This window comes from Aurantimonas sp. 22II-16-19i, from assembly GCF_002088275.1.
GTDB lineage: Bacteria > Pseudomonadota > Alphaproteobacteria > Rhizobiales > Rhizobiaceae > Jiella.
In genome coordinates this window covers 68185-91713 of sequence record NZ_AQQS01000021.1, presented here as the reverse complement: position 1 = coordinate 91713, position 23529 = coordinate 68185, and the positions used below count along the sequence as shown (strand labels likewise).

At 68.4% G+C, this 23529-nt stretch carries 21 protein-coding genes; 9 read left to right on the top strand and 12 right to left on the bottom strand.

The genetic code is table 11. From position 1 onward, the window contains the following. Positions 1-447: 447 nt before the first annotated feature. On the top strand, positions 448-1071 hold the full coding sequence (locus ATO4_RS16775) for a hypothetical protein (protein ID WP_083592683.1): 624 nt from the start codon (positions 448-450) through the stop codon (positions 1069-1071). A gap of 60 nt (positions 1072-1131) precedes the next feature. Here ATO4_RS16775 and ATO4_RS16770 read toward each other — a convergent pair whose 3' ends face one another. Genes ATO4_RS16770 through ATO4_RS16760 form a run of 3 tightly spaced genes read right to left on the bottom strand, consistent with a single transcriptional unit; the run spans position 1132 to position 5963 of the window. Then, positions 1132-2691, bottom strand: a complete 1560-nt coding sequence (locus tag ATO4_RS16770) for a SpoVR family protein (RefSeq protein WP_083592682.1) — start codon at positions 2689-2691, stop codon at positions 1132-1134. 3 nt (positions 2692-2694) lie between these two features. Beyond that, on the bottom strand, positions 2695-3996 hold the full coding sequence (locus ATO4_RS16765; RefSeq protein ID WP_083592681.1) for a YeaH/YhbH family protein: 1302 nt from the start codon (positions 3994-3996) through the stop codon (positions 2695-2697). Between the two features lie 29 nt (positions 3997-4025). Further along, positions 4026-5963: a PrkA family serine protein kinase gene (locus tag ATO4_RS16760; protein ID WP_083592680.1), complete on the bottom strand. Its 1938-nt coding sequence runs from the start codon at positions 5961-5963 to the stop codon at positions 4026-4028. A gap of 48 nt (positions 5964-6011) precedes the next feature. Here ATO4_RS16760 and ATO4_RS27235 point away from each other — a divergent pair, with 48 nt between their 5' ends. Beyond that, a complete protein-coding gene (locus ATO4_RS27235; protein ID WP_139802512.1) occupies positions 6012-6287 on the top strand; it encodes a hypothetical protein in 276 nt (91 codons plus the stop codon). Between the two features lie 184 nt (positions 6288-6471). On the opposite strand, the gene ATO4_RS16755 is transcribed toward ATO4_RS27235, so the two are convergent. The 3 genes from ATO4_RS16755 to ATO4_RS16745 all read right to left on the bottom strand — a co-directional run bounded on the left by ATO4_RS16755 (position 6472) and on the right by ATO4_RS16745 (position 8497). Beyond that, a complete protein-coding gene (locus ATO4_RS16755; protein WP_245308787.1) occupies positions 6472-7209 on the bottom strand; it encodes an NAD-dependent deacylase in 738 nt (245 codons plus the stop codon). 13 nt (positions 7210-7222) lie between these two features. After that, positions 7223-7855, bottom strand: a complete 633-nt coding sequence (gene pncA / locus ATO4_RS16750; protein WP_083592678.1) for a bifunctional nicotinamidase/pyrazinamidase — start codon at positions 7853-7855, stop codon at positions 7223-7225. Between the two features lie 300 nt (positions 7856-8155). Beyond that, positions 8156-8497 carry a hypothetical protein gene (locus ATO4_RS16745; RefSeq protein ID WP_083592677.1) on the bottom strand — a complete coding sequence of 114 codons (342 nt, stop codon included), beginning with the start codon at positions 8495-8497 and terminating at the stop codon, positions 8156-8158. Here ATO4_RS16745 and ATO4_RS27230 point away from each other — a divergent pair. The 7 genes from ATO4_RS27230 to ATO4_RS16720 all read left to right on the top strand — a co-directional run bounded on the left by ATO4_RS27230 (position 8478) and on the right by ATO4_RS16720 (position 14304). Further along, positions 8478-8681, top strand: a complete 204-nt coding sequence (locus tag ATO4_RS27230; protein WP_139802511.1) for a hypothetical protein — start codon at positions 8478-8480, stop codon at positions 8679-8681. The genes ATO4_RS16745 and ATO4_RS27230 overlap by 20 nt on opposite strands. 22 nt (positions 8682-8703) lie before the next feature. Continuing rightward, positions 8704-9243 (top strand): hypothetical protein, encoded by a 540-nt coding sequence (locus tag ATO4_RS16740; protein ID WP_139802510.1) that lies wholly within the window; start codon positions 8704-8706, stop codon positions 9241-9243. A gap of 269 nt (positions 9244-9512) precedes the next feature. Further along, the gene (locus ATO4_RS16735) at positions 9513-10124 is read left to right on the top strand and encodes a hypothetical protein (RefSeq protein ID WP_139802509.1); all 612 of its coding nucleotides are present in this window, start codon (positions 9513-9515) and stop codon (positions 10122-10124) included. 734 nt (positions 10125-10858) lie between these two features. Next, complete coding sequence (locus tag ATO4_RS27225; RefSeq protein WP_139802508.1) at positions 10859-11002, top strand: ABC transporter; 144 nt, start codon at positions 10859-10861, stop codon at positions 11000-11002. A 306-nt stretch (positions 11003-11308) separates the two neighbouring features. Continuing rightward, the gene (locus ATO4_RS16730) at positions 11309-11944 is read left to right on the top strand and encodes a hypothetical protein (RefSeq protein ID WP_083592674.1); all 636 of its coding nucleotides are present in this window, start codon (positions 11309-11311) and stop codon (positions 11942-11944) included. A 229-nt stretch (positions 11945-12173) separates the two neighbouring features. Then, complete coding sequence (locus tag ATO4_RS16725; RefSeq protein ID WP_083592673.1) at positions 12174-13019, top strand: enoyl-CoA hydratase; 846 nt, start codon at positions 12174-12176, stop codon at positions 13017-13019. A 58-nt stretch (positions 13020-13077) separates the two neighbouring features. Next, positions 13078-14304 (top strand): lytic murein transglycosylase, encoded by a 1227-nt coding sequence (locus tag ATO4_RS16720; protein ID WP_083592672.1) that lies wholly within the window; start codon positions 13078-13080, stop codon positions 14302-14304. Positions 14305-14752: 448 nt separating this feature from the next. Here ATO4_RS16720 and tssH read toward each other — a convergent pair whose 3' ends face one another. From tssH to tssC, 6 genes are all read right to left on the bottom strand, one after another. After that, complete coding sequence (gene tssH / locus ATO4_RS16715) at positions 14753-17488, bottom strand: type VI secretion system ATPase TssH (RefSeq protein WP_083592671.1); 2736 nt, start codon at positions 17486-17488, stop codon at positions 14753-14755. After that, entirely contained in the window at positions 17485-18645 is a 1161-nt protein-coding gene (tssG, locus tag ATO4_RS16710) for a type VI secretion system baseplate subunit TssG (protein ID WP_139802507.1), read from the bottom strand. Before tssG ends, tssH begins: the two co-directional genes overlap by 4 nt. Continuing rightward, positions 18642-20603 (bottom strand): type VI secretion system baseplate subunit TssF, encoded by a 1962-nt coding sequence (gene tssF / locus ATO4_RS16705; protein ID WP_083592669.1) that lies wholly within the window; start codon positions 20601-20603, stop codon positions 18642-18644. The genes tssG and tssF overlap by 4 nt, the downstream gene beginning before the upstream one ends. Positions 20604-20611: 8 nt before the next feature. Next, the gene (locus ATO4_RS16700) at positions 20612-21178 is read right to left on the bottom strand and encodes a hypothetical protein (RefSeq protein WP_083592668.1); all 567 of its coding nucleotides are present in this window, start codon (positions 21176-21178) and stop codon (positions 20612-20614) included. 178 nt (positions 21179-21356) lie between these two features. Then, entirely contained in the window at positions 21357-21845 is a 489-nt protein-coding gene (locus ATO4_RS16695; protein ID WP_083592667.1) for a type VI secretion system tube protein Hcp, read from the bottom strand. A 126-nt stretch (positions 21846-21971) separates the two neighbouring features. Then, on the bottom strand, positions 21972-23516 hold the full coding sequence (gene tssC / locus ATO4_RS16690) for a type VI secretion system contractile sheath large subunit (RefSeq protein ID WP_083592666.1): 1545 nt from the start codon (positions 23514-23516) through the stop codon (positions 21972-21974). Between the last annotated feature and the right edge of the window lie 13 nt (positions 23517-23529).

The following is a 23529-nucleotide window of genomic DNA, read 5'->3' as shown; positions in this document are numbered from 1 at the left end:
ATGGTCATTTCAGGAAAATCACCCAAATCACGTCGATGTGAGAAGGTGAGCCTTACCCATAGCTTGATTTCCGTGATCCGCGGTCGCATTATAATAAGCGACGGCGCGATACACAGCGTCGTATTCGGCCAAGGCACGTCCCCCGCTTTCGAGCCGAAATTCAGACGCCTGGATCCTCTTCCCCCCTCTCCAGGACCGGCGTCGCTGACAGTGAAAGAGAGCCGTCCCGGCGTATCCCCCTCCAGGCCGCGGCGGCTCTCTTCATTTGTGGGAATTTTCCGTCTTTCGCCAGTTCAGGCAAGCATACAGGCCGCTCGGTGCGACCGTTCAACCTCGAGCCCGGCCACATCCCCGCGTTCTCCAATCCAAGTCTCAGCCTGGAAACGGCCATGCGAGCGCGGTCGTCTATCTGCGGGTCACCGACGATCTGCATGAGGAGTTGTCGTGATGTTGGCCTCGGCGGAACGAAATGCAATCGACGCGATGGAGCCGCGCTGGAAGTCTCAGGGCTACCAGCTCATCCGCGAACCCGATCGCAGCGACCTGCCGGATTTTCTGGGTGGCCTTGAGCCGGATGCCATCGCGGTCGGACCCGAGCCGTCCCTCCTGATCGAGGTCATGGGGACGGGCAAGGCGGCCGAGTACAAGCTCGACCAGATCCGCAAGCTCCTGGGCGGACGGAGCGATTGGCGTCTGGAAGTGGTCTATGCGCCTTCCGACAGGCCGGTGGTTGGCCCCGTCCACGAGGCTCAGATCGCGGAGGCGCTCGCCTCCGCCGGAAGGCTGGCCGGGCAGGAGCCGAGGGCGGCCCTGCTGCTTGCCTGGTCGGCCTTCGAGGCGGCAATGCGGCGGCGGTTTCCCAACGAGGCCAAGGGACCCGTCACAGCGGGTCTGTTGGCGCTTCTCGATGCCGGCGAGATCGGCGAGGCGGACCATCGGCGGTTGCTGGGCCTCTGGCGCATACGCAATGCGCTCGCGCACGGCCAGCTGGACGTCGCGATTGTCGCCGAGGACGCGATTGCCGTCGCCAACGCCGCGTCTCGGGCCCTCGTCTCGCCGACCCCGGCCTGACCCGATCTTCGCTCCGGCCCTCGTATGCCCCAACCCGCCCGAGGCGAGGGGAGCGCTCTCCTACCGGAACGCCTTCGACGGCGAGCCGTCATGGGCGGCGACGGTGTCGCCGTCCTCGATCTCCAGCAGCTTGACGTCGTAGCCCCAGAGATTGGCGAGATGGTGCAGGACCTTCGCCGCGTCCTTGGCCTCCAGGGTCACGCCGTCGACGACGTTGTGGTGGAGGATGAGCTTGCGGTCGCCGGCAAGGTCGACGTCGGCGACCTGAATGTCCGGATCCTGCCGGCCGACGTCGAACTGCCGCGACAGCGACTGGCGCACCGCCTTGTAGCCGCGCTCGTCGTGGATCGAGGCGACGAGGATCTCGTCGTCCTCGCTGTCGTCCACGAGCCGGAACAGCTTCTGCTTGCGGATGACGTTGGGGCTGAGAAACTGCAGGACGAAGCTCTCGTCGCGGTAGTTCGCCCAGGCGTCGCGCATGACGCCGTAGGCGTCGCCGCAGCCGGCGAAGTCCGGGAAGAAGGCGCGGTCCTCCGGCGTCGGCTGGGTGGCGATCCGCTCGATGTCCTGCATCATGGCGAAGCCCAGCGCATAGGGGTTGATCCCCGAATAACGCGGGTCGTCATATTCGGGCTGGAAGACGACGCTGGTGTGGGAGTGCAGGAATTCGAGGTACGACCCGTCGGTGATCTGGCCGCTCTCGTGCAGCCGCGTCATCAGCCGGTAATGGCTGAAGGTGGCGCAGCCCTCGTTCATCACCTTGGTCTGGCGCTGGGGATAGAAGTACTGGGCGATCTGGCGCACGATGCGGATCAGCTCGCGCTGCCAGCCGGCGAGGCGCGGGGCGTTCTTCTCGAGGAAATAGAGGATGTTTTCCTCGGGCAGGCCGAGCATCTGGCGCCGGCGCTCCGAATCGTGGTCGCGCTTCGGCCCGGCCACCGTCTTCGGCAGCGTGCGCCAGAGGTCGGAGAAGTGCTGCTCGGCAAACGCCTGGCGCTCCTCCAGCCGGCGCTGCTCGAACTTCAGGTCGAGCGCGTGCTTGCCGGGATAGCGGTGGACGCCGTGGCTCATCAGCGCATGGGCGGCGTCGAGGATCTGCTCGACATTCTCCTGGCCGTGGCGGTCCTCGCAGGCCGCGACGTATTTCTTGGCGAAATCCAGATAATCGAGGATGCTGGTCGCGTCGGTCCACTGCTTGAAGCAGTAGTTGTTCTTGAAGAAGTGGTTGTGGCCGAAGGCGGCATGCGCCAGCACCAGCGTCTGCATCGTCGCGGAGTTCTCCTCCATGATGTAGACGATGCAGGGGCTCGAATTGATGACGATCTCGTAGGCGAGGCCCTGCCAGCCCTTGCGATAGAGCGTCTCGTTGCGCACGAAATGCTTGCCGAAGGACCAGTGCTTGTAGAACAGCGGCATGCCGGTGGAGGCATAGGCGTCGAGCATCTGCTCCGACGTGATCACCTCGATCTGGTTCGGATAGATGTCGAGCTGCAGTTCCTTTTCGGCGATCTCGCCGATCGCGTCATAGACCCTGGAGAGCAGCGGAAAGTCCCAGTCGCGGCCGGTGAACAGCGGCGGGCGCGAGGCGGGTGTTGCGATCTTCGGGGCGGTCTTGGCCATGGCTCACGTCTCCGCCATTTCGTCGCGGCGCTCGAACAGTTCGCGGAACACCGGATAGATGTCGCGCCGGTCGTTCACCTTGCGCATCGCCATCGGCAGGTTCGGCCGGATCAGCTCCTGATAGGCCCGCCACAGCGTCGTCTCCTGGCGGGCGAAGACGCCGTCCTCCCGGTCGTAGTCGCCGCGCCCGACCTGCAGATAGGCGTAGTATTGCGACATCGGCAGGATGGTCTCGCGCAGAAGCGCCACCGAGCGGGCGTTGTCGGAGGAGAGGTTGTCGCCGTCCGAAGCCTGCGCGGCATAGATGTTCCACTGGTCCGGCGGGAACCGCGTCTTGGCGACCTTCGCCATCTCGATCAGCGCCGAGGAGATCACCGTGCCGCCGGATTCCCGCGAGTGGAAGAAGGTCTCCTCGTCGACCTCCTTGGCCTCGTGGGTGTGGCGGATGAAGACGATCTCGACCTGCTTGTAGCGCCGCGTCAGGAACAGGTAGAGCAGCGAGAAGAACCGCTTGGCGAGGTCCTTCATGTGCTCGTCCATCGACGCCGAGACGTCCATCAGGCAGAACATCGCCGCCCGTGCGATCGGCTCCGGCGTCACCTCGATGCGCCGGTAGCGCAGGTCCACCGGGTCGATGAAGGGGATGACCCGGGCGCGCCGCTCCTGCCGCTCGATCTCGGCCTTCAGGGCGGTGATGCGGGCGGCCTCGCCGCCCGCCGCCTCGAGCTCGCTCAGCTCCTGGCGCATCGCCTCGAGCTCGGCCGGGTTCGGCCGCTTCAGCGCGATCCGGCGCGACAGGCTGCGCCGCATGGTCCGCCCGACCGACAGCGAGGCCGGCGATCCGGAGGTCTTGAAGCCGGCCGGATGCCGCTTCTCGGCGGCGTCACCCATCACCTGCCGCTTGGCGAGATTGGGCAGTTCGAGATCTTCCAGGAACAGGTCGAGGAATTCGTCCCGCGACAGGACGAAGCGGAAACTGTCCTCGCCCTCGCCGTCGGCGCTCCCCTGCGAGCCGGAGCCGGCGCCTTGCTTCGGCCGCTGGATGCGATCGCCGGAGACGAATTTCTTGTTGCCGGGCAGGACATAGTCGCGCATGCCGCCGTCCCGGCCGGCGTGGAAGCTCGGCTCGTGGACGTCGTCCGCCGGGATCGTCACGGCGCCGCCGCCGTCGATCTCGCGGATCTTGCGGCTGCCGGCGGCCTCGCGCACCGCCTGCTTCACCAGAGCCCTCGCGCGCCGCATGAAGCGTTGGCGGTTGGCGAGGCTCTTGCCCCCGGGGTCGCGGCGACGGTCGATGATGTGCATAGCTGATCCCGTGGAAAGCCTGAGTATCCTCAGCTCGCCTGTCTGACACGCATATACCATTCGACGAGTCGCCGCACCTGCCTTGGCGTAAACCCGCGCTCGACCATCCGCTCGACGAACTCGTTGTGCTTCTTCTCGGTCTCCGAATCCTTCTTCGATCCGAAGGAGATCACCGGCAGGAGATCCTCGACCTGGCTGAACATCCGCTTCTCGACGACGTCGCGGATCTTCTCGTAGCTGGTCCAGGAGGGGTTGCGGCCGCGATTGGCGGCTCTCGAGCGCAGCGAGAACTTCACCACCTCGTTGCGGAAGTCCTTCGGGTTGGCGATGCCCGCCGGCTTCTCGATCTTGGTGAGCTCCTGGTTCAGAAGGTCCCGGTCGAGCAGCTGGCCGGTGTCGGGATCCTTGTAGTCCTGATCCTCGATCCAGGCGTCGGCATAGGAGACGTAGCGGTCGAAGAGGTTCTGGCCGTAGTCGTGATAGCTTTCGAGATAGGCCTTCTGGATCTCGTTGCCGATGAACTCGGCGTAGCGGGGCGCGAGCTCGGCCTTGATGAATTCCAGATAGTCGCTCTCGATGTCTTCCGGAAACTGCTCGCGGCGCACCGCCTGTTCCAGCACATACATCAGATGCACCGGATCGGCCGCCACCTCCTCGGTGTCGTGGTTGAACGTCGCCGACAGCGCCTTGAAGGCGAACCGGGTGGAGATGCCGTTCATGCCCTCGTCGACGCCGGCCGCGTCCCGGTATTCCTGCAGGGTGCGGGCCTTGGGGTCGACCTCGCGCAGGCTCTCGCCGTTATAGACGCGCATCTTGGCGTAGAGCGAGGAGTTCTCGTGCGGCTTCAGCCGCGACAGGACGGCGAAGCGCGCCAGCATCGACAAGGTGTCGGGCGCGCAGGGCGCCTCGGCGAGTTCCGAGCCCGATACGAGCTTCTCGTAGATCTTGGTCTCCTCGTCCACCCGCAGGCAGTAGGGCACCTTGATCACGTAGATGCGATCGATGAAGGCCTCGTTGTTCTTGTTGTTCTTGAAGCTCTTCCATTCCGATTCGTTCGAGTGGGCCATGATCATGCCGGTGAAGGGGATCGCGCCGATGTTCTCCGAGCCGACATAGGAGCCTTCCTGCGTCGCCGTCAGGAGCGGATGCAGCATCTTGATCGGCGCCTTGAACATCTCGACGAATTCGAGCACGCCCTGGTTCGCCCGGTTGAGGCCGCCGGAATAGGAATAGGCGTCCGGGTCGTTCTGGGCGAAGGTCTCCAGCCGGCGGATGTCCACCTTGCCGACGAGGGAGGAGATGTCCTGGTTGTTGTCGTCGCCGGGCTCGGTCTTGGCGACGCCGATCTGCTTCAGCCGCGAGGGCATCAGCTTGGCCACCTTGAATTTCGAGATGTCGCCGCCGAACTCGTCGAGGCGCTTGACGCACCAGGGGCTCATCAGCCCCGACAGGCGCCGGCGGGGAATGCCGTATTCGGCCTCCAGCATCTCGCCCATCGTCGTCGGATCGAACAGGACGAGCGGGCTCTCGAACACCGGCGAGAGCTCGTCGCCGGCCTTCAGCACGTAGATCGGCTGGTTCTCGATCAGATATTTGATCCGCTCCGCCAGCGACGACTTGCCGCCGCCGACCGGGCCGAGCAGGTAGAGGATCTGCTTGCGCTCCTCGAGCCCCTGCGCGGCCTGGCGCAGGAAGGCGACGATCCGCTCGACCGTCTCCTCCATGCCGTAGAAGTCCGGAAAGGCCTTGTAGGTGCGGATCGTGCGGTTCTGGAAGATCCGCCCGAGCCGAGAGTCCATGGACGTGTCCACCATCTCCGGCTCGCCGATCGCCGCCAGCAGCCGCTCGTGCGGCCCGGCATAGAGGATCGGATCCTCCCGGCAATTCTCGAGAAACTGCGACAGCGACATCAGCGTTTCGCGCCGCTGCTCGTATGTCCTGGCGTACTGGTCGAACAATGTGCTCATCACCCACCTCCATTCGCCACGGCATGCTTCGAGGTGTCCTCGCGGGGCATGCCCGTCAGTCCCGACTACGCCATGCTACATCTCAAACCGTTGGAAACAATCATTAAATTTCAAAATCACCCGGCGTTTTCCATTGTCTTTGCCGCCCGGATGCGCAACTATGCGCCCGCCGGTCAGCCTGTGTGTGTCGAACGCTTCGCCATCATGCCGCGCCGCCATGCCGCAGTGCAAAACAGTTTCACCCGGCGGCCATGGAATCAAGTGGGCCGCGGCTCGAGATGCGGCAAGGCTTGCAACCGTCCGGACGCTTCACCTTCGACGTGATCGCTCCCGCTACAGGCCCTCGGCACGGGATGCTGCGCGCACGCCACGGGCAGGTTCGACCGACAAAGCGGCGCGGATGCGGCGCCGGGAATTCACGCCTGCGTCAGGCTGCCTTTCCGTATCCGGGTCCGGCCCCGGTCTCGCCGGTCCGACAGCAACGCTCGCACGGCAATCTTGAGCCAGACTATCGCGGCCTTCCGGCGGCGGGCACGCCGGCGAGGACGGCCTCGACGAAGGCGGGGACGAGGGCCGTGGCGGGGCCGTGCCGCGCCTCGTCGAACAGGAAGGTGCCCTCGGAGGGTTCGAGGTTGAGTTCCAGCGTGCGGATGCCGGCCGAGCGCGCCTCGGCAACGAAGCCCGCCGCCGGATAGACGGCGCCGGAGGTGCCGATCGAGACGAAGAGATCGGCTTCGACCAGCCGTTCATAGATCTCGTCCATCCGGTAGGGCATCTCGCCGAACCAGACGACGTCCGGGCGCATGCCGCCTTCGCGGCCGCAGGCATGGCAGGCGGTCGCCGTCGACAGCGCGGCCGACGCGTCGGCCTTCGCCCCGCAATGGCCGCAGAGAGAGCGGGAGAGTTCGCCATGCATGTGGACGACGTCATTCGAGCCGGCCCGCTCGTGCAGATCGTCGATGTTCTGGGTGACGAGGGTGAGGCGGCCGGGAAAGTCGCGCTCCAGCCGCGCGAGGGCGCGATGGGCGGGATTCGGCAGGGCGCTCGAAAGCCCGGCGCGGCGGGCATTGTAGAATGCGTGCACCTTATCCGGATCGCGGGCGAAGCCTTCCGGCGTCGCGACGTCCTCCAGCCGGACCTTCGACCAGATCCCGCCCTTGTCGCGAAAGGTCTCGACGCCGGATTCGGCGGAGATCCCGGCACCCGTCAGGATGAAGATCGCGCTGTCGCCGGAAGGCCGCGTCACGCCGCCGCCTCCGTCACGCAGAGACGAGATCGGCCGAAACCGCGCGCTCGACGCCGAGCCCGGCCATGTCGGTCCAGGCCTTGGCAAGGGAGTCGCCGAGATCGATCGCCCGGCAGGCATCCTCGATGACGGTGACGGCAAAGCCGGTCTTGCGCCCGTCCATCGCGGTCCAGGCGACGCAGAAGTCGGTGGCGAGGCCGCAGACGAAGAGCCGCTTCACGCCGCGCTCCCGCAGATAGCCGGCGAGCCCGGTCGCGGTCGCGTGGTCGGCCTCGAGGAAGGCCGAGTAGCTGTCGACCTCGGGATGGAAACCCTTGCGCACCACCATCTGCGCGGCGGGGACCTTGAGCTCCGGATGGAACGCCGCGCCCTCGGTGCCCATGACGCAGTGATCCGGCCACAGCACCTGCGTGCCATAGGCGAGTTCTGTCGTAGCGAAGGGCGCCGCGTCGTGGCTGGAGGCGAAGGAGACATGGCCCGGCGTGTGCCAGTCCTGAGTGAGGACGACGACGGGAAACAGCTCCGCCAGCCGGTTCACCACCGGCACGACGGCGTCTCCATCCGGCACGGCGAGCGCGCCGCCGACACAGAAGTCGCTCTGGACGTCGACGACGATGAGAGCGTCGTTCGGCAGGATCTCGATCATGGTGCGAGAATGCCAGCGAATGTCCCGCCTGAAAAGCGCCAGACGAGCAAAAGGCCGGAAAGGCCCGAAGGAGGGGGCCGGAGAGGGAGCAGGCCTGAAAGGGGAAAAGGCCTGAGAAGGGGAACGGGCTGAAAGGAGGAAAGGCCGGCGCGCGCCCCATCGCGCCGGCCCTTGCGGGCGCATCGCTGCGTCCCGGGTCTCAACGACGTCCGACCCAGACTTTTGGGGGCCGGACCTCACATCTTTTCGAGCGCCGCGCGGGCTCGATCCGCCGTCCGATCGAAACGATCGGCCAGCCCTTTACTGCGCCAGCGAGGCGCGCAGGTCCTGCTCGTCCTCGACCACCAGCCGGTCGCCGATGCGGCGGAAGGTGAGTTCCTCGGCGCCGCCGGAGGCCGGCACCGAGATCGTCATGGCCTGACCGTCGGCGAGGGTGGAGATGAAGCGGACGGGAGCCGAGGTCTCGCCGCCGGCCACCGTCGCCACCAGGCGCAGGCCGCCGTCCTCGACGGTGTAGTAGGCCGATCCGTTGACCGCGCCGAGATTGATCGTGTGGCCGCTCGCCGGCTTCAGATCCGCTGCGCCGGCGCCCGTTGCGAGGCCGACAAGAATTGCTGCCGCGGTGATCATCTTCGTCTTCATGGGGATTGCCTCGTTGCTTGTTTCGTCCGTGTTGACCGCAGACATATTGCCGATTGCTGCGGCGCACAATAGCATGGCAGCCATGAGTTTTTGGTCTGGCGGCGATCTTCTATTGCTCGATCGGCTGGTTCGATCAAAGCACGGGCCGCAAAGCGCGGCTTACCGGGCCAGTAAGATTATCTGATGCGAGAGCTGCGGGCCGGGCCGTGAGTCTTCCTCTGGGGAAATTTGACTTCAGCCGATCGCGCGCCAGCCTTCCGTCCGCGTTCAAGGAAGGCGCCGCGCCGAAGATCTCGGGCTGGCAGTTCCGGCGCGGAACACGAAACGTTTGGAGCACCAGTGCGATGACATCGCGTACCGATGGCAGAAGACACAAGCGATGGCTGGCCGTCCCGTTGCTGGCGGCCCTGATGGCGCTGGGCGTCGGGAGCGGGCAGAGCCTCGCGCAGCCGGCGATTTCCGCCGAGGAGGATCCGATTGCCGTCGATCCGGTCGACGCCCTGGTGGAGGTGTCGCTCGGCGACTGGGAGGTGAAGACCTCCATCGCCGAGAAGCTGTCCCGCAAGACCTCGCAGATTCCGCTGACGGTCATGGTCTCCCCCGACATCGCCAGCGACGTCTGCCCGGTGGATGCCGGCGATCTGGAGCAGCAGGTCACCATCAGCCCGACCCGGACCTGCGCCGCCAAGAAGACCACCGAAGCGCTGGAGGCCGAGGTCCGCAAGGTCGTGCGAACCGAAGAATAGGGCGGAGCGACGAGGTGGTGGCGGCGCAATAGCCGGGCTTTTTTGCAGTGCGGGACGGCTGGCGCCGCCCGGCGCCACACCTTCGCCGCATTGAGCTTCACGAGGTCATGGCAGACGAAGGCCCGGCTCTTGCGACTGGCGTCGCCGCCGGCCGCCCGCGCGGCGGGTGGGGCGAACCGGCAGGCGAGGAACGGCCGCCGGCGTCGCCACGCCCCGTGAACGAAACCACGGGGGCGGGCGCCGCGACCTCTTCTTTGGATGTGACCACGATGCGACTGATGGCTCTCGCCGCCATTCTCCTGCCCCTGTCGGGCACCCTGTCCGGCTGCGTCACCAATGACGGCATCGACGAGGCGTTGGATCTCGAGGCGCCGGTCGACGACGCCCATTGCCAGAGCCTGCTGATGCGCCCCGGCGAACTCGTCTATGCCCAGTGCCGGCTGGCGATGCGCAAGACCTATCTCAACGACTACAACGCCCGAAAGGCGGTCATCCAGTCCCAGTACGGCCCGGTCACCGGCGGCTTCGACGTGGCGCTGCGGGCCGACGCCTTCTGCAACTACGATGAAAGCGTCAAGCAGGTGACGCTCGGCCTGTCCGACGACGTGGTCGCCGAGAACGCCTACCAGGCCTGCGCCACCACCCGCGAGGATCTGTCCGCACGGTTCGCGGAGGCGACCGGCCAGCCCGGCACGATTCTCCTCGACGCCGAGCGGCCGACGATTCTCCAGCAGAACCGCGCGGCGATCGGCGAGGCGCGGGTCGTGATCAAGGGCCCGCCGGGTTCGGTTCTCGTGACCGAGTCGGAAGTCGCCGTGCAGAACGCGCCGGGCCTCCTGGCGCCGGCCGGGGTGATTCCGCCGGCACCGCTCGGCCAGTGATCCTCGCGGCGGCGCTATCGTCCGGCGCGCTCTCACCGGCGCAAGGCTTTCGAAGGCAGAAGTCCGCCGGAGCAACGATCGTGCCTCCGCCCACAAGGTTTCGTCCTCTGGAAGACTTGGCGCCCGGGGTACGTCCTGGCCCGCGACCATGTCGGCGATGCCGCAAGTCAGAAGCCGCACCGACAGTGCTTGCGGCAGCCGCGGCCGATCCGGCCGGGACACGGTCGTGGCGGCTGCGACGTCAGGTGACGGAAGAACAGGATGCGCCGTTGCTTGAGCGCGGGCATCGGGAGCGCAAACGGGCAAGTCTTGCGCTACGTCGCCCCGACGTCGGGCCGGCGCGCCGGCGCGGCTGTGGCGGAACCAACCGCCGGCTGTGCAACGGTTTGATAGCAAACGATTCGCCTGCCGTGATCCGGTGGGGCTTCGGCGTGGCGTCGGTGACGATTTCGGGCCCGCTGCGACCATCCGGCAACGCCCTTGCCAAGACCCCCGCAACTGTGACACTGGCGTCGCACGAGCCTGTCCGGCAAGGGGTTGCTAACGGTCCGAAACACCTCGGATACAATTTGTTAACGACGATCAGGATAGCTTCAAGACGTTCGGTAGGCACTGTGGCTTTTAGGCACTTGCCGCTAGCGTGTTTTGGCAACAGGTTCCGAGCGCACCGGCCGCAATCGCGTCGGGAATTTGAACTGCGGCAATCAACCGACAGGCACGAATAGGTAGTTACTATGAAGAAAGTCATCATCGCATCGGTCGCGTGCTTCGCTCTCGCAACCTTCGCCGGCTGCATGGGCAAGGGCGTCGGCAAGGGCAAGGGCAAGGCCCCGGTCGAGCCGGCGTACTCCGAGCCGGCCTACGTCACCAAGGGTTGATCCCTGCTGACATCGAGGGAGAGCCCTCGTGGCTCTCCCTCTTCAATCTGCCGGACGGCCCACGGGCCGCCGGCAATTCGGTGACGGAACCGAGCCGACCCCAGCGCATTTCCTTGCCACGCGATCGATCTCAGATCTTCGACAGGAAACCTGCGCTTCGCTCCATGGCTGGAGCATCGACAGCGTGACATGACGCCACGCCGCACTTCTGGTGACGGTTTGTTGGTCTGTATGCGTCATGACAGTTGCCCGTAAAAGAACAAGTTTGATCGGGTCTCACGTTTTGTTTTCGAGAAAGGTGGCAGTATGCTTCCCTCATTCCTTCGGCTGGTGGCTGCAGCGCTCCTGAGCCTCGCCGTTGCCGGATGCACGTCGACGGCTTCGACCAGCAACAGCGTCATGGCGAACAAGGTCGCCTCCAGCGACGGCTTCGTCCAGGCCGCCGCCTATGCGCCGACCGCCACCGCCGCGCTGTCCAAGCCCTACTTCATCTCGTTTCGCGCCCGCAATGCCGAGAGCTACGGCCATACCTTCGTGGTGTTCGGCAAGCTCGACGCCAAGGGCCGCGTTCCCTATGATTCGCAGGGCGTGCTGGTCCCGAGCATGACCGAGGTCGCCGGCCTGCATCCGGCCTCGACCAGCGTCGTGCCCTACATGATCGGCCACATCCTGCCCGTCCCCTCGGAAACCGGCGCCAGCGACGGCGACACCGAGCGTGCCTATCTCCTCGCCGAGTGGACCATTCCGCTGACCCCGGCGCAGTACAACGAGATCGCGTCCTACATTCACAATCTCCAGGCGCGCAGCCCCGTCTGGAACGCGGTGACCTACAACTGCAGCGCCTTCGTCTCCGACATCGCCCGCCACATGGGCTTCAAGACGCCGAGCCCGCTGAACCTGCCGAAGGAATACATCACCGAGCTGCGGGACATGAACAGCTGAGGCGAGGCCGCCGGACGAGGGCATCGTCCGGGACGGGTGTCGATGTCCGGCGCGGATGGCGAACCTGTCCTATCGGCGGGGCGCTTCTGATGCCCCCCGACCTGATGTCGCGCTTCGATCGGCGCAGACCCTGCAAGCCCGGTATCGTCGATACCGGGCTTTTTCGTTGCCCTGGTCGCGGGTTCGCGCGTATCGGACGGTGGGTTCCGCGGGGCAGGGAGGAAGCGGCATGGACGCCACGAAAACGGACGGCACACCGGCCGGCCAGACGAATGGACCCGCGGCGGCGCACCGGCAGGACGGCCCGCTGACCTTCGAGATCCGCGGCCGGACCGGCTGGATCACCCTCGACCGGCCGGACGCGATGAACGCGCTCACCCTGCCGATGTACGAGCGCCTCGCCGAGATCTGCGAAGCCATCGCGCGGGACGGCGACATCCGCTGCCTCGTCATCGTCGGTGCGGGTGAGCGGGCCTTTGCCGCCGGCACCGACATCGCCACCTTCCGGACCGTGACGGACGCAGCGGCAGTGCTCGGCTACGAGGCGCTGATGGAGCGCGTCTTCCGCGCCATCGAGGCCTGTCCGGTGCCGGTGATCGCGGCGATGGCGGGGGCTGCCACCGGCGGCGGCGCAGCCATCGCCTGCGCGGCCGACATCCGGCTTGCCGCGCAGAACCTGCGCTTCGGCTTTCCCATCGCCCGCACCCTCGGCAACGCCCTGTCGGTGGAGAACCTCGCCCGCGTCGGAGAGCTGGTCGGCCTGTCGCGGCTGCGCGAGCTCATGCTCACGGCCCGGTTGATCGGCGCCGAGGAAGCGCAGGCGATCAGCCTCGTCAGCCGCGTCGTCGCCGATCGCCCGGCCCTCCTCGCGGCGGCCGAAGAGATGGCGGCGGGGATTGCGGATCTGGCGCCGATCACGCTGTCGGCCACCAAGGAGGCGCTGCGGCGCCTGCGCCGCGACGGGGCGGGAGCCGGCGACCGCGATCTCCTCCTCGAAGCCTATCTCAGCGAGGATTTTCGCGACGCGGTCGCAGCCTTTGCCGAAAAGCGCCGGCCGGTGTTCAAGGGACGGTGATCGGCCGGGCCGCGATCGCGCCTTTCGGCGTCATCCGCCGGAGGCTATCAGGGAGCCCATGATGACCCGTCTCTGCCTCGCTTGTCTCGCCCTTCTCCTCGCCTTCGCCCTGCCGGCGAGGGCGGCCGCGCTCGATGAAGGCTTCCGCCGCTATCTGGAGGCCGAGATCTGGCCCGAGGCGCGGGCGAGGGGCGTTCCGCGCGCCGTGTTCGACGAAGCCTTCAGGGGCGTCTCGCCGAACACCAGGCTGCCGGACCTGATTCTGCCCGGCGGGAAGGACACCGTCGCCGAGATCAACTTTCAGGCCGAGTTCAAGAGCGGTGCCGACTATCTCTCCGAGCGCGCCGTCGCCGGCAATGCGGCGACCGGCCGGCGGCTTTTGGCGAAGCATCGCGATCTCCTCGCGCGCATCGAGCGGCAAAGCGGCGTGCCGTCACCGATCATCCTCGCCATCTGGGGCCGCGAATCGGCCTTCGGCGCGGCGAAGATCCCGATGAACGCCTTCGAGGTGCTGGGCACCAAGGCCTATCTGTCGCGCCGCAAGGAGATGTTCCGCGAGGAACTGGTCGCCGCGTTGCAGATCGTCGCCGACGGCCACCTGACGGTCTCCCAGATGAAGTCGTCCTGGGCCGGCGCCCTCGGCCAGCCCCAGTTCATGCCGTCGAAGTTCCTGCAATACGCGGTGGATTTCGACGGCGACGGCCGGCGCGACATCTGGAATTCGGTGCCCGACACGCTCGCCTCGATCGCCAACTACCTGAAGGCCGCCGGCTGGCGGACCGGCCGCGACTGGGGCTTCGAGGCGATGATCCCGGCCTCCGTCTCCTGCCGGGGCGAGGGCCCGGACCAGGCGTTCCGCATCGCCGATCTCGTCGCGGCGGGGGTGACGCGGGTGTCCGGCCGGCCGTTCCCGGCCAATGAGATGAACTCGCCGGGCCATCTCCTGTTTCCCGGCGGCCGGCTCGGGCCCACATTCGTCGCGACGCCGAACTTCTACGTCATCAAGGCATACAACAACTCCGACCTCTACGCCCTGTTCGTCGGCCACGTCGCCGACCGCATCCTCGGGGCGGGGCCCCTGACAGGGCGCTGGCAGCCGGCCGACCGGCTCACCCGTGGCGACGTCCTCCGCCTGCAGCAGCAGCTCGTGGTGAGCGGCCACGACGTCGGCACGGTGGACGGCCTCGCGGGCTTCAGGACCCGCCGCTCGATCGGCGTGATGGAACAGGTCCTCGGCCTGCCGGAGACCTGCTGGCCGTCGAAGGCGCTTGCCGAACGTCTCTGAGCGGATCGCGCCGCGCGGCATCTGCGCCGCGGGCCTTGGTTTCGGTGGCCTGCCTCGAAAACGCCCGGGCTCACGCCGGCTCCGCCGGACCGCGACTTTTCCAGAGGCGCCGCAATTGCCTGTGGATGAAGTAACGATCTGGTAACGAGAGTTGCCAATTCCTTTGGACCGAGGATTCCGGCCACTACCACCCGCAGCCCGACCATTGTATTGACTCAAATCGTGGAAGACCACGGAGAGCAGCAATCGAATGTGCTGCCGCGGCGGGAGTTGCCGGGGAGGCGACTCGGACGGTTCGGCCCCCAAAGCCGAACCGTCCCTTGACCCCGCCGGAGTTTATCCTTGCCGCCGGAAGTCCGCCTGTTGCGGGCGAGGCCCGGCGCTTGCCCCGCACCAGGCGTTGCTTGGCCCGCGAGGGGCGTTGCCTGGCATAGGACCCCGTATCGTCTCATTCCACCGCGACCACGAACGCCCCGTCCTCGCCGAGCCCGACATGCGCCGTCGTCGCGACGTCGCCGGACACCATCGCCTCGAGGAATTTCCGCGAGAGTTCCGGCAGAAGCGTCTGGGTGACGATCCGGTCGATCATCCGGCCGCCCGACTGCGGGTCGCGGCAGCGGCCGACGATTTCCGCCACCACCGCATCGTCGATCCGCAGCGCCGCCCGCTGGCTCTCCTTCACCCGTTCGACGATGCGGGCGAGCTGCAGCCGGACGATCGCCTCCAGCATCTCGGCCGACAGCGGCCGGTAGGGCACCGTCACCATGCGGCCGATCAGCGCCGGGGGAAAGACGTCCAGAAGCTCCGGCCGCAGCAGGCGGTCCAGCTCCTCGACCGCAATGTCGCGCAGCCCCTCGCCGCTGGCGGCCATGATCGCCTCGGTGCCGACATTCGAGGTGAGGATGATCAGCGTGTTGCGGAAATCGATGCGCCGTCCGGTGCCGTCCTCCATCCAGCCCTTGTCGAACACCTGGAAGAACAATTCGTGGACGTCGGGATGGGCCTTTTCCACCTCGTCGAGGAGGACGACCGAATAGGGCCGCCGCCGCACCGCCTCGGTCAGCCTGCCGCCCTCGCCATAGCCGACATAGCCCGGCGGCGCGCCCTTCAGGGCCGAGACGGTGTGCGCCTCCTGGAACTCCGACATGTTGATGGTGACGAGGTTCTCTTCGCCGCCATAGAGGGTTTCGGCGAGCGCCAGCGCCGTCTCGGTCTTGCCGACGCCGGAGGGGCCGCAGAGGAGGAACACCCCCACCGGCTTGCCCGGATCGTCGAGGCCGGCCCGGCTGGTCAGGATCCGCCGGGCGATCGTCTCCAGCCCGTGATCCTGGCCGACGACGCGCTTCTTCAGGAGGCCCGCGAGGCCGAGGACGGTGGCGATCTCGTCGCGCAGCATCCGCCCGACGGGAATGCCGGTCCAGTCGGAGACGACCGAGGCGACGGCGTCGGCATCCACATGAGCGTGGATCATCCGGCGGTCGGGATCGATGGCGGCCAGCGCGGCGAGGCTGTGCGCCAGTTCGTCGCGGGTCCCGTCTTGCTCCGGCGGCGGGGCGGGCGATACCGCGTCCCCATCGGCCGCCGTGCCCTCGACGACCGGCGCTTCGCCATCCGTCGCCCCGCCCGCCCGCGGCTTCGCCGCCCGCTCCGGGCCGGCCAGCGCGACGATCGTCTTCACCAGCGCCGCCTCTTCCTCATGCGCGGCGAGGAGCGCCGTGCGCCGGGCGGTTTTCTCGGCGATCTCCGCGGCGATCTCGCTCCGCCGCTCGCCGGTCTCCCCCGTGAGAGCCGCCTCGCGCTCGAGGGCCCGTCCTTCCGCCGCCAGCGCGTCGATCGCGGCGGCAAGGTCGGCGATGCGTGCCGGTACCGTCGTCTGGCTGATCGCTACCCGCGCCGCCGCCGTGTCGAGCAGGCTGACGGCCTTGTCCGGCAGCTGGCGGGCGGGGATGTAGCGGGCCGACAGGGAGACCGCTGCGGTCACCGCCTCGTCGAGGATGCGGACCCCGTGGTGCCGCTCCATCGGCAGGGCGAGGCCGCGCAGCATGATCGCCGCCCGGGCGATGTCCGGCTCGCCGATCGGGATCGGCTGGAAGCGGCGGGTGAGGGCCGGGTCGCTCTCGATATGGGTGCGGTATTCGGCAAAGGTCGTCGCGCCGATGGTGCGCAGCGTGCCCCGCGCCAGCGCCGGCTTCAGGAGGTTCGCCGCGTCGCCGGTTCCCTTGGCGCCGCCGGCGCCGACCAGCGTGTGGACCTCGTCGATGAACAGGATGATCGGCTCGGGCGAGGCCTGGACCTCGTCGACGAGGGCGCGCAGCCGCTGCTCGAACTCGCCCTTCACCGAGGCCCCCGCCTGCATCAGCCCGACGTCGAGGGCGTGGAGCTTCACCTTTCGCAGTGATGGCGGGACGTCGCCGGCCGCGATCCGCTGGGCGAAGCCCTCGACGACGGCGGTCTTGCCGACGCCGGCCTCGCCGGTCAGCAGCGGATTGTTCTGGCGCCGGCGCGAGAGCACGTCGACGATCTGGCGGATCTCGTGGTCGCGGCCGACCACCGGGTCCATCCGGCCGCTCGCGGCCTCCGCGGTGAGGTCGGTGGCGAAGCGGGCGAGGGGAGAGCGCGACGTATCCTCCGGCGACAGCCCCGACGCCGGTGCCCGGCCGCCGGAAACCTCCGGCAGCGACGAGCCGTCGACCGGCCGCTGGGTTTCCTCGGGCGAGCCGCCCCAGACGGTGCGGGCCGCGTCGGCGAGCCGGCCGGCGTCGATCCCGGCAAGGCTGCGCGAGGCTGCGGCGAGGGTCTTCTGCAACGCCTCGTCCCGCAGCGCGCCGACCAGCACATGGCCGCTGCGGATCGCCGGCGAGCCGAACAGCAGCGAGGCGTAGAGCCAGCCGCGATCGAGGCTTTCCCCCAGCGCCGCGCCGACCGAGGGCATCTCGGTGACGTTGCGCTTGCCCCGGCCGATCGCGTCCGCGAGTTCGGCGAGCACCGCACCGGCGGAGACGCCGAAATGATCGAGGCTCAGCGCGACGTCGGAGCCCTCGGCCGAGACCAGCTGGAACAGGAAATGGGCGAGCTCGACATGCTGGTTGCCGGCCTCCCTCGCCTGCCAGAAGGCCTTGCGGAAGGCCTCGTGGGCGAGCGGCGTCAGCTTGCCGGTGAGGATCTCGTAGCTGATGTCGGTCATGGCTGGGCCTCCTGCGGGGTGGCGTCTCGCGGCGGCGCGGGTCGCGGCGGGCCCTCGCCCGAAGCAGCTGTAGCGCCGGGAGCGCCGGGGACGTAGCGGGCGTCGAAACGGTAGGGCACGGAGCGCCCGGCTCGGCCATCGCCCGCTTGCGTTCCCGGCGGCGCGATCCAGCCGGTGAGGCCGAGTTCGCCGGCCGCGCCGAGCCGCATCGGCGGCGCGAGATCAGCGGGGATGCCGAGGCGGATCTCGGTCTCCACATGGCGGCCGAAAGCGAGGAAGACGAGCTCTGCCAGCGGCCCCGCCTTTTTGCCGCCGGGCAGCAGGGCGCGGTATTCGGCAAGGCTCCCGGCGCGGATCTCGATCGCCACCTTGTCGCCGAGCGACAGCTGGCGCGCCCCGAGCGCGGTATCCCGCCCGAGGCGTGAACGCGCCCGGCCGAGCATCGTCTGCTGGGTCGGCTCGAAGCGCAGCCAGGACGGCACCCGCTCGACGATCCGCGCCTCGATGCCGAGCGTCGCGGCCAGGAGCTGCGACAGCCGCGCCGGGGTCTTCACGCGGGCGGATAGGAGGCCGGCAAGGCCGATGCGCGCGCCCGCCGCCGCAGAGGCGGCCTTGCCGCAGGACGCGCCGCCGCCGCCCGCAAGGCGCGCCAGATGGACGGCAAAGCGATCCTCGGCCGGCCGGTCGGCCTCGGTGATGGCGCGGGCGTCGGCGAAGGCCCGGAAGAACAGCTGCAGGAAGCGGTTCGAGACGATTTCGGTGAAGCGCAGGAACGACGGATCGCGCGCGTCCCGCCAGGCGAGCGCGTCGAGGGTGGTGGCGAGCGGCAGGGCGCCCTGCGGGCCGAAATAGCCGAGGAACCGCGTCGTCACATGCGGCCGTCCGGCGCGGATCTCCAGACGCGCGACGTTGCCCGCCGGAAATCCGGCGAAGGGCTCCTGGCCGAGCGTCACGCTGTCCTCGCGGGCGGCACGGCTCCGGCCGATGCGCGGTTTTTCCAAGGCGCCGCGCTCGATCGCCCGGAGCAACAGGAACAGATCGACGGATTCGGGATCCGCCGCCGCGCGGGCCGCCAGCGAACCGGCCGGCGCCTGCGCGGCCATGCCGGCCCCCGCCGCCGCCTCCACCTGCAGGGGATCCTCGCGCCGCCCGCTCACAGCACCGGTCCGGTGCCGGAGCGCGGTGGCCAGCGCTTGACGACGCCGCGGGCGGGCGTCTCGATCACCGTCTCGGTGAAGGAATTGACGCTGGCGAGATCGGCGAAGAAGCGCTCCAGCACCGCGCCGAGCAGCATCACCCCCGCGCCCTCGAAGGCGGCGTCGTCGAGCCGCACCGTCACCTCGATGCCCCGGGCGCCGTGAAAGCCGTCCGGCCGCCGCAGCCGCCGGGTCACCGGGCGGCAGGACAAAGCGAGGATGCCCCGCAGCCGCCGTTCCGCGGCGATGTCCGAGAGGTCCGCATAGAGCGACAGGACCGCCCGGAGCGACTCGGCGCCGGCCTTCGGATCATGGCCCGCGAGCCCGTCATGGGAAAAGGCGAGGAAGGCCACCAGCCGCCACAGGATCTCGCCGCGCTCGGGGCCGCCGGCGGATCTTTGATGGGTGACGATCGAGCGCCGCGGCTCGGTCGGCCCTGCGATGGCCTCCAGCCGCGTCTCGCCGTCGCCGAAGAGGCGCATCCTGCCGCCGCCCGCCACATGGGCGAGTTCGCCGGCGAGATGCCGATTGGAGCAGAGGGCGGTGACGGCGAGTTCGCGCGGCGCCCGGCCCAGATCCGGCGTCGAGCCCTCGCCGAGGCTGAGAAACAGGTCGGTGCCCCGATAGGCCGGCCCGTCGCCGTGCCGGCGCTCGCGGTCGGTGGTCCGCCGGGGCAGGCGCCTGGTCGTGTAGGTCAGCGCCGCCCCATCGCCCCCGCCGCCGGACACGGCTGCGGCGACGTCGAGCGCCGCCGCCGGCGCATGCAGCGGCAGGACGGCGACGCCCTCCTGCTTGCCCGCATGGATCGCGGCGACCCTGATGACCCGGTGCGGCTCGTATTCGAGCAGCGCGCTGCGATCGGGCACCACCTGGTACTCGAAGCGCTCGGCACCGAGACGGATGCGGTCGCAGGGCTTCTCGAAGAGATTGACCGCCGGCGCCGCATGGAGCTGGAAGCTCTTCGCCGACACCCTTGCGGCAAGGCTCGGATCGACCTCGGAAAACTCGAAGACGAGGTCGATCTCGCCCGCCGCGACCCCCTTCAGTGCGGCCGAAAGGCCGGTCAGCCTGAAGCCGAGATACTTGTCCGGAAAGGCGAAGAACTCGCGCAGAAGCGTAAATCCGGGCGACGAGCGGTCGTCGGCGGGAAACAGCGCCTCGTCCCGGGAAAAGCCGATCTGCCGGACCGCCTCCGGGGGCGGGCGGGAAAAGCGCGGATCGCCGTTGGCGTCGAGATGACGGACGGCGACGCCTTCGAGCCGCGCGAAGAGCTGCTCGTAGATCGCGTCCCGCTCGCCGCGCGCCCCGAGGATGTGGACGGTCAGATCCTCGATCGGCAGGTCGGAAAACGGCTTTGCCGGCTCGCCCGGCGCGCCGGCCGGCGCGATGCGTCGGAGGCTGATCTTCAGGCCGGCGAGGACGCTCTCGCCCGAGCCGGCGCGCAGCGCCTGCATCGCGGCGGCCGACGCCAGATATTCGGCCGCCACGAGCTCGACGGGCCAGCGGGTGATCGGGCTGGCGAGGCGGAACTGGCAGGCGACGCCGCGCCGGGCGTCGCGGTGGGTGCTCTCCATCATCGCGCCGGCGGGGACGACGCGCGGCCCGGTGCCCGCCTCGCCGCCGGCAAGCGGCTGCGCCACGACGAGGGCGCAGGAGGGGACCGGCTCCAGATGGCCGGGCAGGAGCTGCTCCAGAAGCTCGGTGGTGAAGGTCGCAAATTCCGCCTTCAGCTGCAGCTGCACCCGGGCGGCCATGAAGGCGGCGCCTTCCAGCAGCGCCTTGATGCCGGGATCGACGGTGTCGCGCTTCAGGCCGCCGAGCCGCTCGGCGACGCCCGGAAACTCGGCGGCGAACTCCTCGGCGCGCTCGTAGAGGATGGCCAGTTCTTCTTCGAAGGAGGAGAGCAGCGCCTCGTCCATGGCGTCGCTCAGGCCGCGGACGGGCTGGCGGCGTCGATCTGCAGCTTGCCGGCGGCGACGTCGAGATCGGCATGGAAGGTTACCGGGATCGGCAGCGGCGAGAACGTGAGGTCGAGCGAGATCACGTAGCGCAGGGATTGGCTCACCTCGTTGAAGCCGTGGCGAAACGCGTCCCCCTCGGCCTCGCGGACGCTGAGACTGCCGGCGACGATCGCCGGTTCGTGGCTCTCCAGCGCCTTGTGCAGGCAGGCGGCGAGATCGTCGAGGCGGCTCGCCCCCGCCACCATGGCGGTGACGTCCGGCCGGCCGTGGTTGAGGATCGAGGCGGCGACATGGGGATGGGCGGAGAGATCGCGGGCCGAGGCGAGATCGATGGTCTCGGCGAGCGCCGTCACCCGCGCCTTGAAGCTGTCCTCGATCTGCCGGCGGGTCGCCGCGCGGCCGGGGCGCTGCTCGGTGGTCGGGCCGTGCGACGCGCGCCGGCCGCTGCCGGCTTCCTCGCGCCGGCGATGCGGCTCGGAAAACACCAGCATCAGCGGGGCCAGGTGGCGGTCCGGTGCGGGACGGGGCGGCATCGCGTGTCTCCGGGGGCTGCCGTCGGGGGGAGGCGGGTCTACACTGCGGCCGGCGCGTGGTCAGGCCGCGAGGCCGGCCATGCGCGGCAGCGCGTGGGCCGCGCCGCAGCGCCTGTCGCACGAGGCCGGCGGCAAAGCTCCGGCTGCGCGCCGTCGCCCGCCGCCGGAGTCCTCTCCCTCACGAGCCGACGTTGGCGGCGATGTCCCAGGTGGCGTCGGTGGCGGCGCCGGGCGTGCCCTGCTTGGTCTGCTCGGTGTAGGTGACGGTGTATTTGCGGAAGTTGAGGGTCACCGTCTCCTGCAGCCGGTCGAGCCCGTCGGCGGAGCCGCCGGTGGCGTAGGACGAGACGATGAGGTCGGTCATGTCGAGCTTGAAATACTCGACCGGCGCGTCGCCGCCCGCCTTGCGGATGGTCAGCAGCGCCTTCGCGATGTGCTTGCCGTTGGAGCAGTATTTCAGGATGTTGGTGGTCGCCTTGTCGCAGTATTTGGTGAAGGTGATGTCCTGCACCGCGACCTTGCCCGAGCCGGCGCCGGGGCCCATGTGGGTCGTCCCGCTCTGGGCCAGCCCCCAGCTCCAGGCGAGGACGTCGATCTCGCCCCGGTGCTTCTCGTCCTGGGCCTCGCCGGTGATGCCCTCGATCTTCAGAAAGATGTCGACTGCCATGTCGCGTCTCCAGTGATGGCCGGGCGGTCGATCCGCCCGCAAGCAATGTCATGAGGATCGGGCGGGGCTGCCTTGCCCGCTGCCGGGGAGGCGCAGGCCGGGCAGCCCCGCTCGCGGGCGGGCGCCTCAGGCGGCCTCGTTCTTCGGCAGCTTCGAGACCAGGCTGAGGCCGATATCCATGCCTTCCAGCTGGAAATGCGGGCGCAGGTGGAATTTCGCGCCGTAATAGCCGGGGTTCTCCTCGTCGGGGAACACCTCGACCCGCGCCTCGGCGAGCGGCCGCTTGGCCTTGGCTTCCTCGGACGAATTGCGCGGATCGCCGTCGACATACTGGTAGATCCAGGTCTGCAGCCAGGTCTGCAGCTTCTCCTGCTCCCTGTAGGTGCCGATGTGGTCGCGGACCATCTGCTTGAGGTAATGGGCAAAACGCGACACCGCGAACATGTAGGTGAGGCGCGAGGAGAGGTTGTCGGAGGCGGTGGCCTCGGCGTCGTCGTAGGCCTTGGGGCGGTAGAGCGACTGGGCGCCGATGAACGCCGCCTTGTCGGTGTTCTTGCGGTGGATCAGCGGCAGCAGCCCGGCCTTCGACAGCTCCGCCTCGCGCCGGTCGGAGATGGCGATCTCGGTCGGGCATTTGAGGTCGATCATCTTGCCGCTGCCGGCGTCCGGATCGCTGGTCGAAAAGGCGTGGGTGGGCAGGTCCGAGACCTCGCCGCCGGAATTGACGCCCCGGATGCGCACCGTCCAGCCATAGTCCTTGAAGGCGCGGTTGATGTTGGCGGCATAGGTGTAGGCGGCGTTCATCCAGGCGTATTTCTGCCCGGCATGGCCGTCGGTCTCCTCCTCGAAGCCGAATTCCTCGACCGGCACCGATTTTGCGCCATAGGGCTCGCGCGCCAGCACCCGCGGCATGCAGAGGCCGAGATAGCGGGAATTCTCCGAGTCCCGCAGCGACTTCCAGGCGGCGAAGTCCGGCGTGTCGAGGACGGTGGAGATGTCGCGCGGCTTCGACAGTTCGTTCCAGCTCTCCATGTCGAGCAGCGCCGGGCCGGCGGAGGCGACGAAGGGGCAGTGGGAGGCCGAGGCGATCTTGCCGAGATGGCGCAGCAGCGCGATGTCGGTCGGTGACTTCTCGAAATAGTAGTCGCCGATCAGCGCGCCATAGGGCTGGCCGCCGAGCTGGCCGAACTCCGCCTCGTAGAGCTCCTTGAACAGCGGGCTCTGGTCCCAGCGCGCGCCGCGATAGCTCTCGAGCTCCCGGTAGAGCTCCAGCTTGCCGACATTCATCACCTTGAGTTTCAGGTTGGCGTCGGTCTCGGAATGGGTGACGAGATATTCGAGCCCCCGCCAGGCGCTCTCGATCTCCTGGAAGGTCGGATGGTGGATGATGGCGTTGATCTGCGTCGACAGCGCCTCGTCGATGCGGGCGATCATCGCTCCCAGCGTCTCGTAGACGTCGGAGCCGACGAGGTCGGCATTTTCCAGCGCCTCGGCGATCAGCGTGTCGAAGGCGCGGTCGACCTCGCTGGCGCGGGCCTCTGACCTTGTCGGGTTGATGCTCTGCTTGAGCAGCGCTGCGAAGGCGTCGGCCTCGTTCGCCCCGGCCTCGCTGACCGTGCCGGCGACGGCCTCGCTGCGGGCTTCCAGGGCGGTGGACCGGATCTCGCTCATCGGCGCGTTCTTC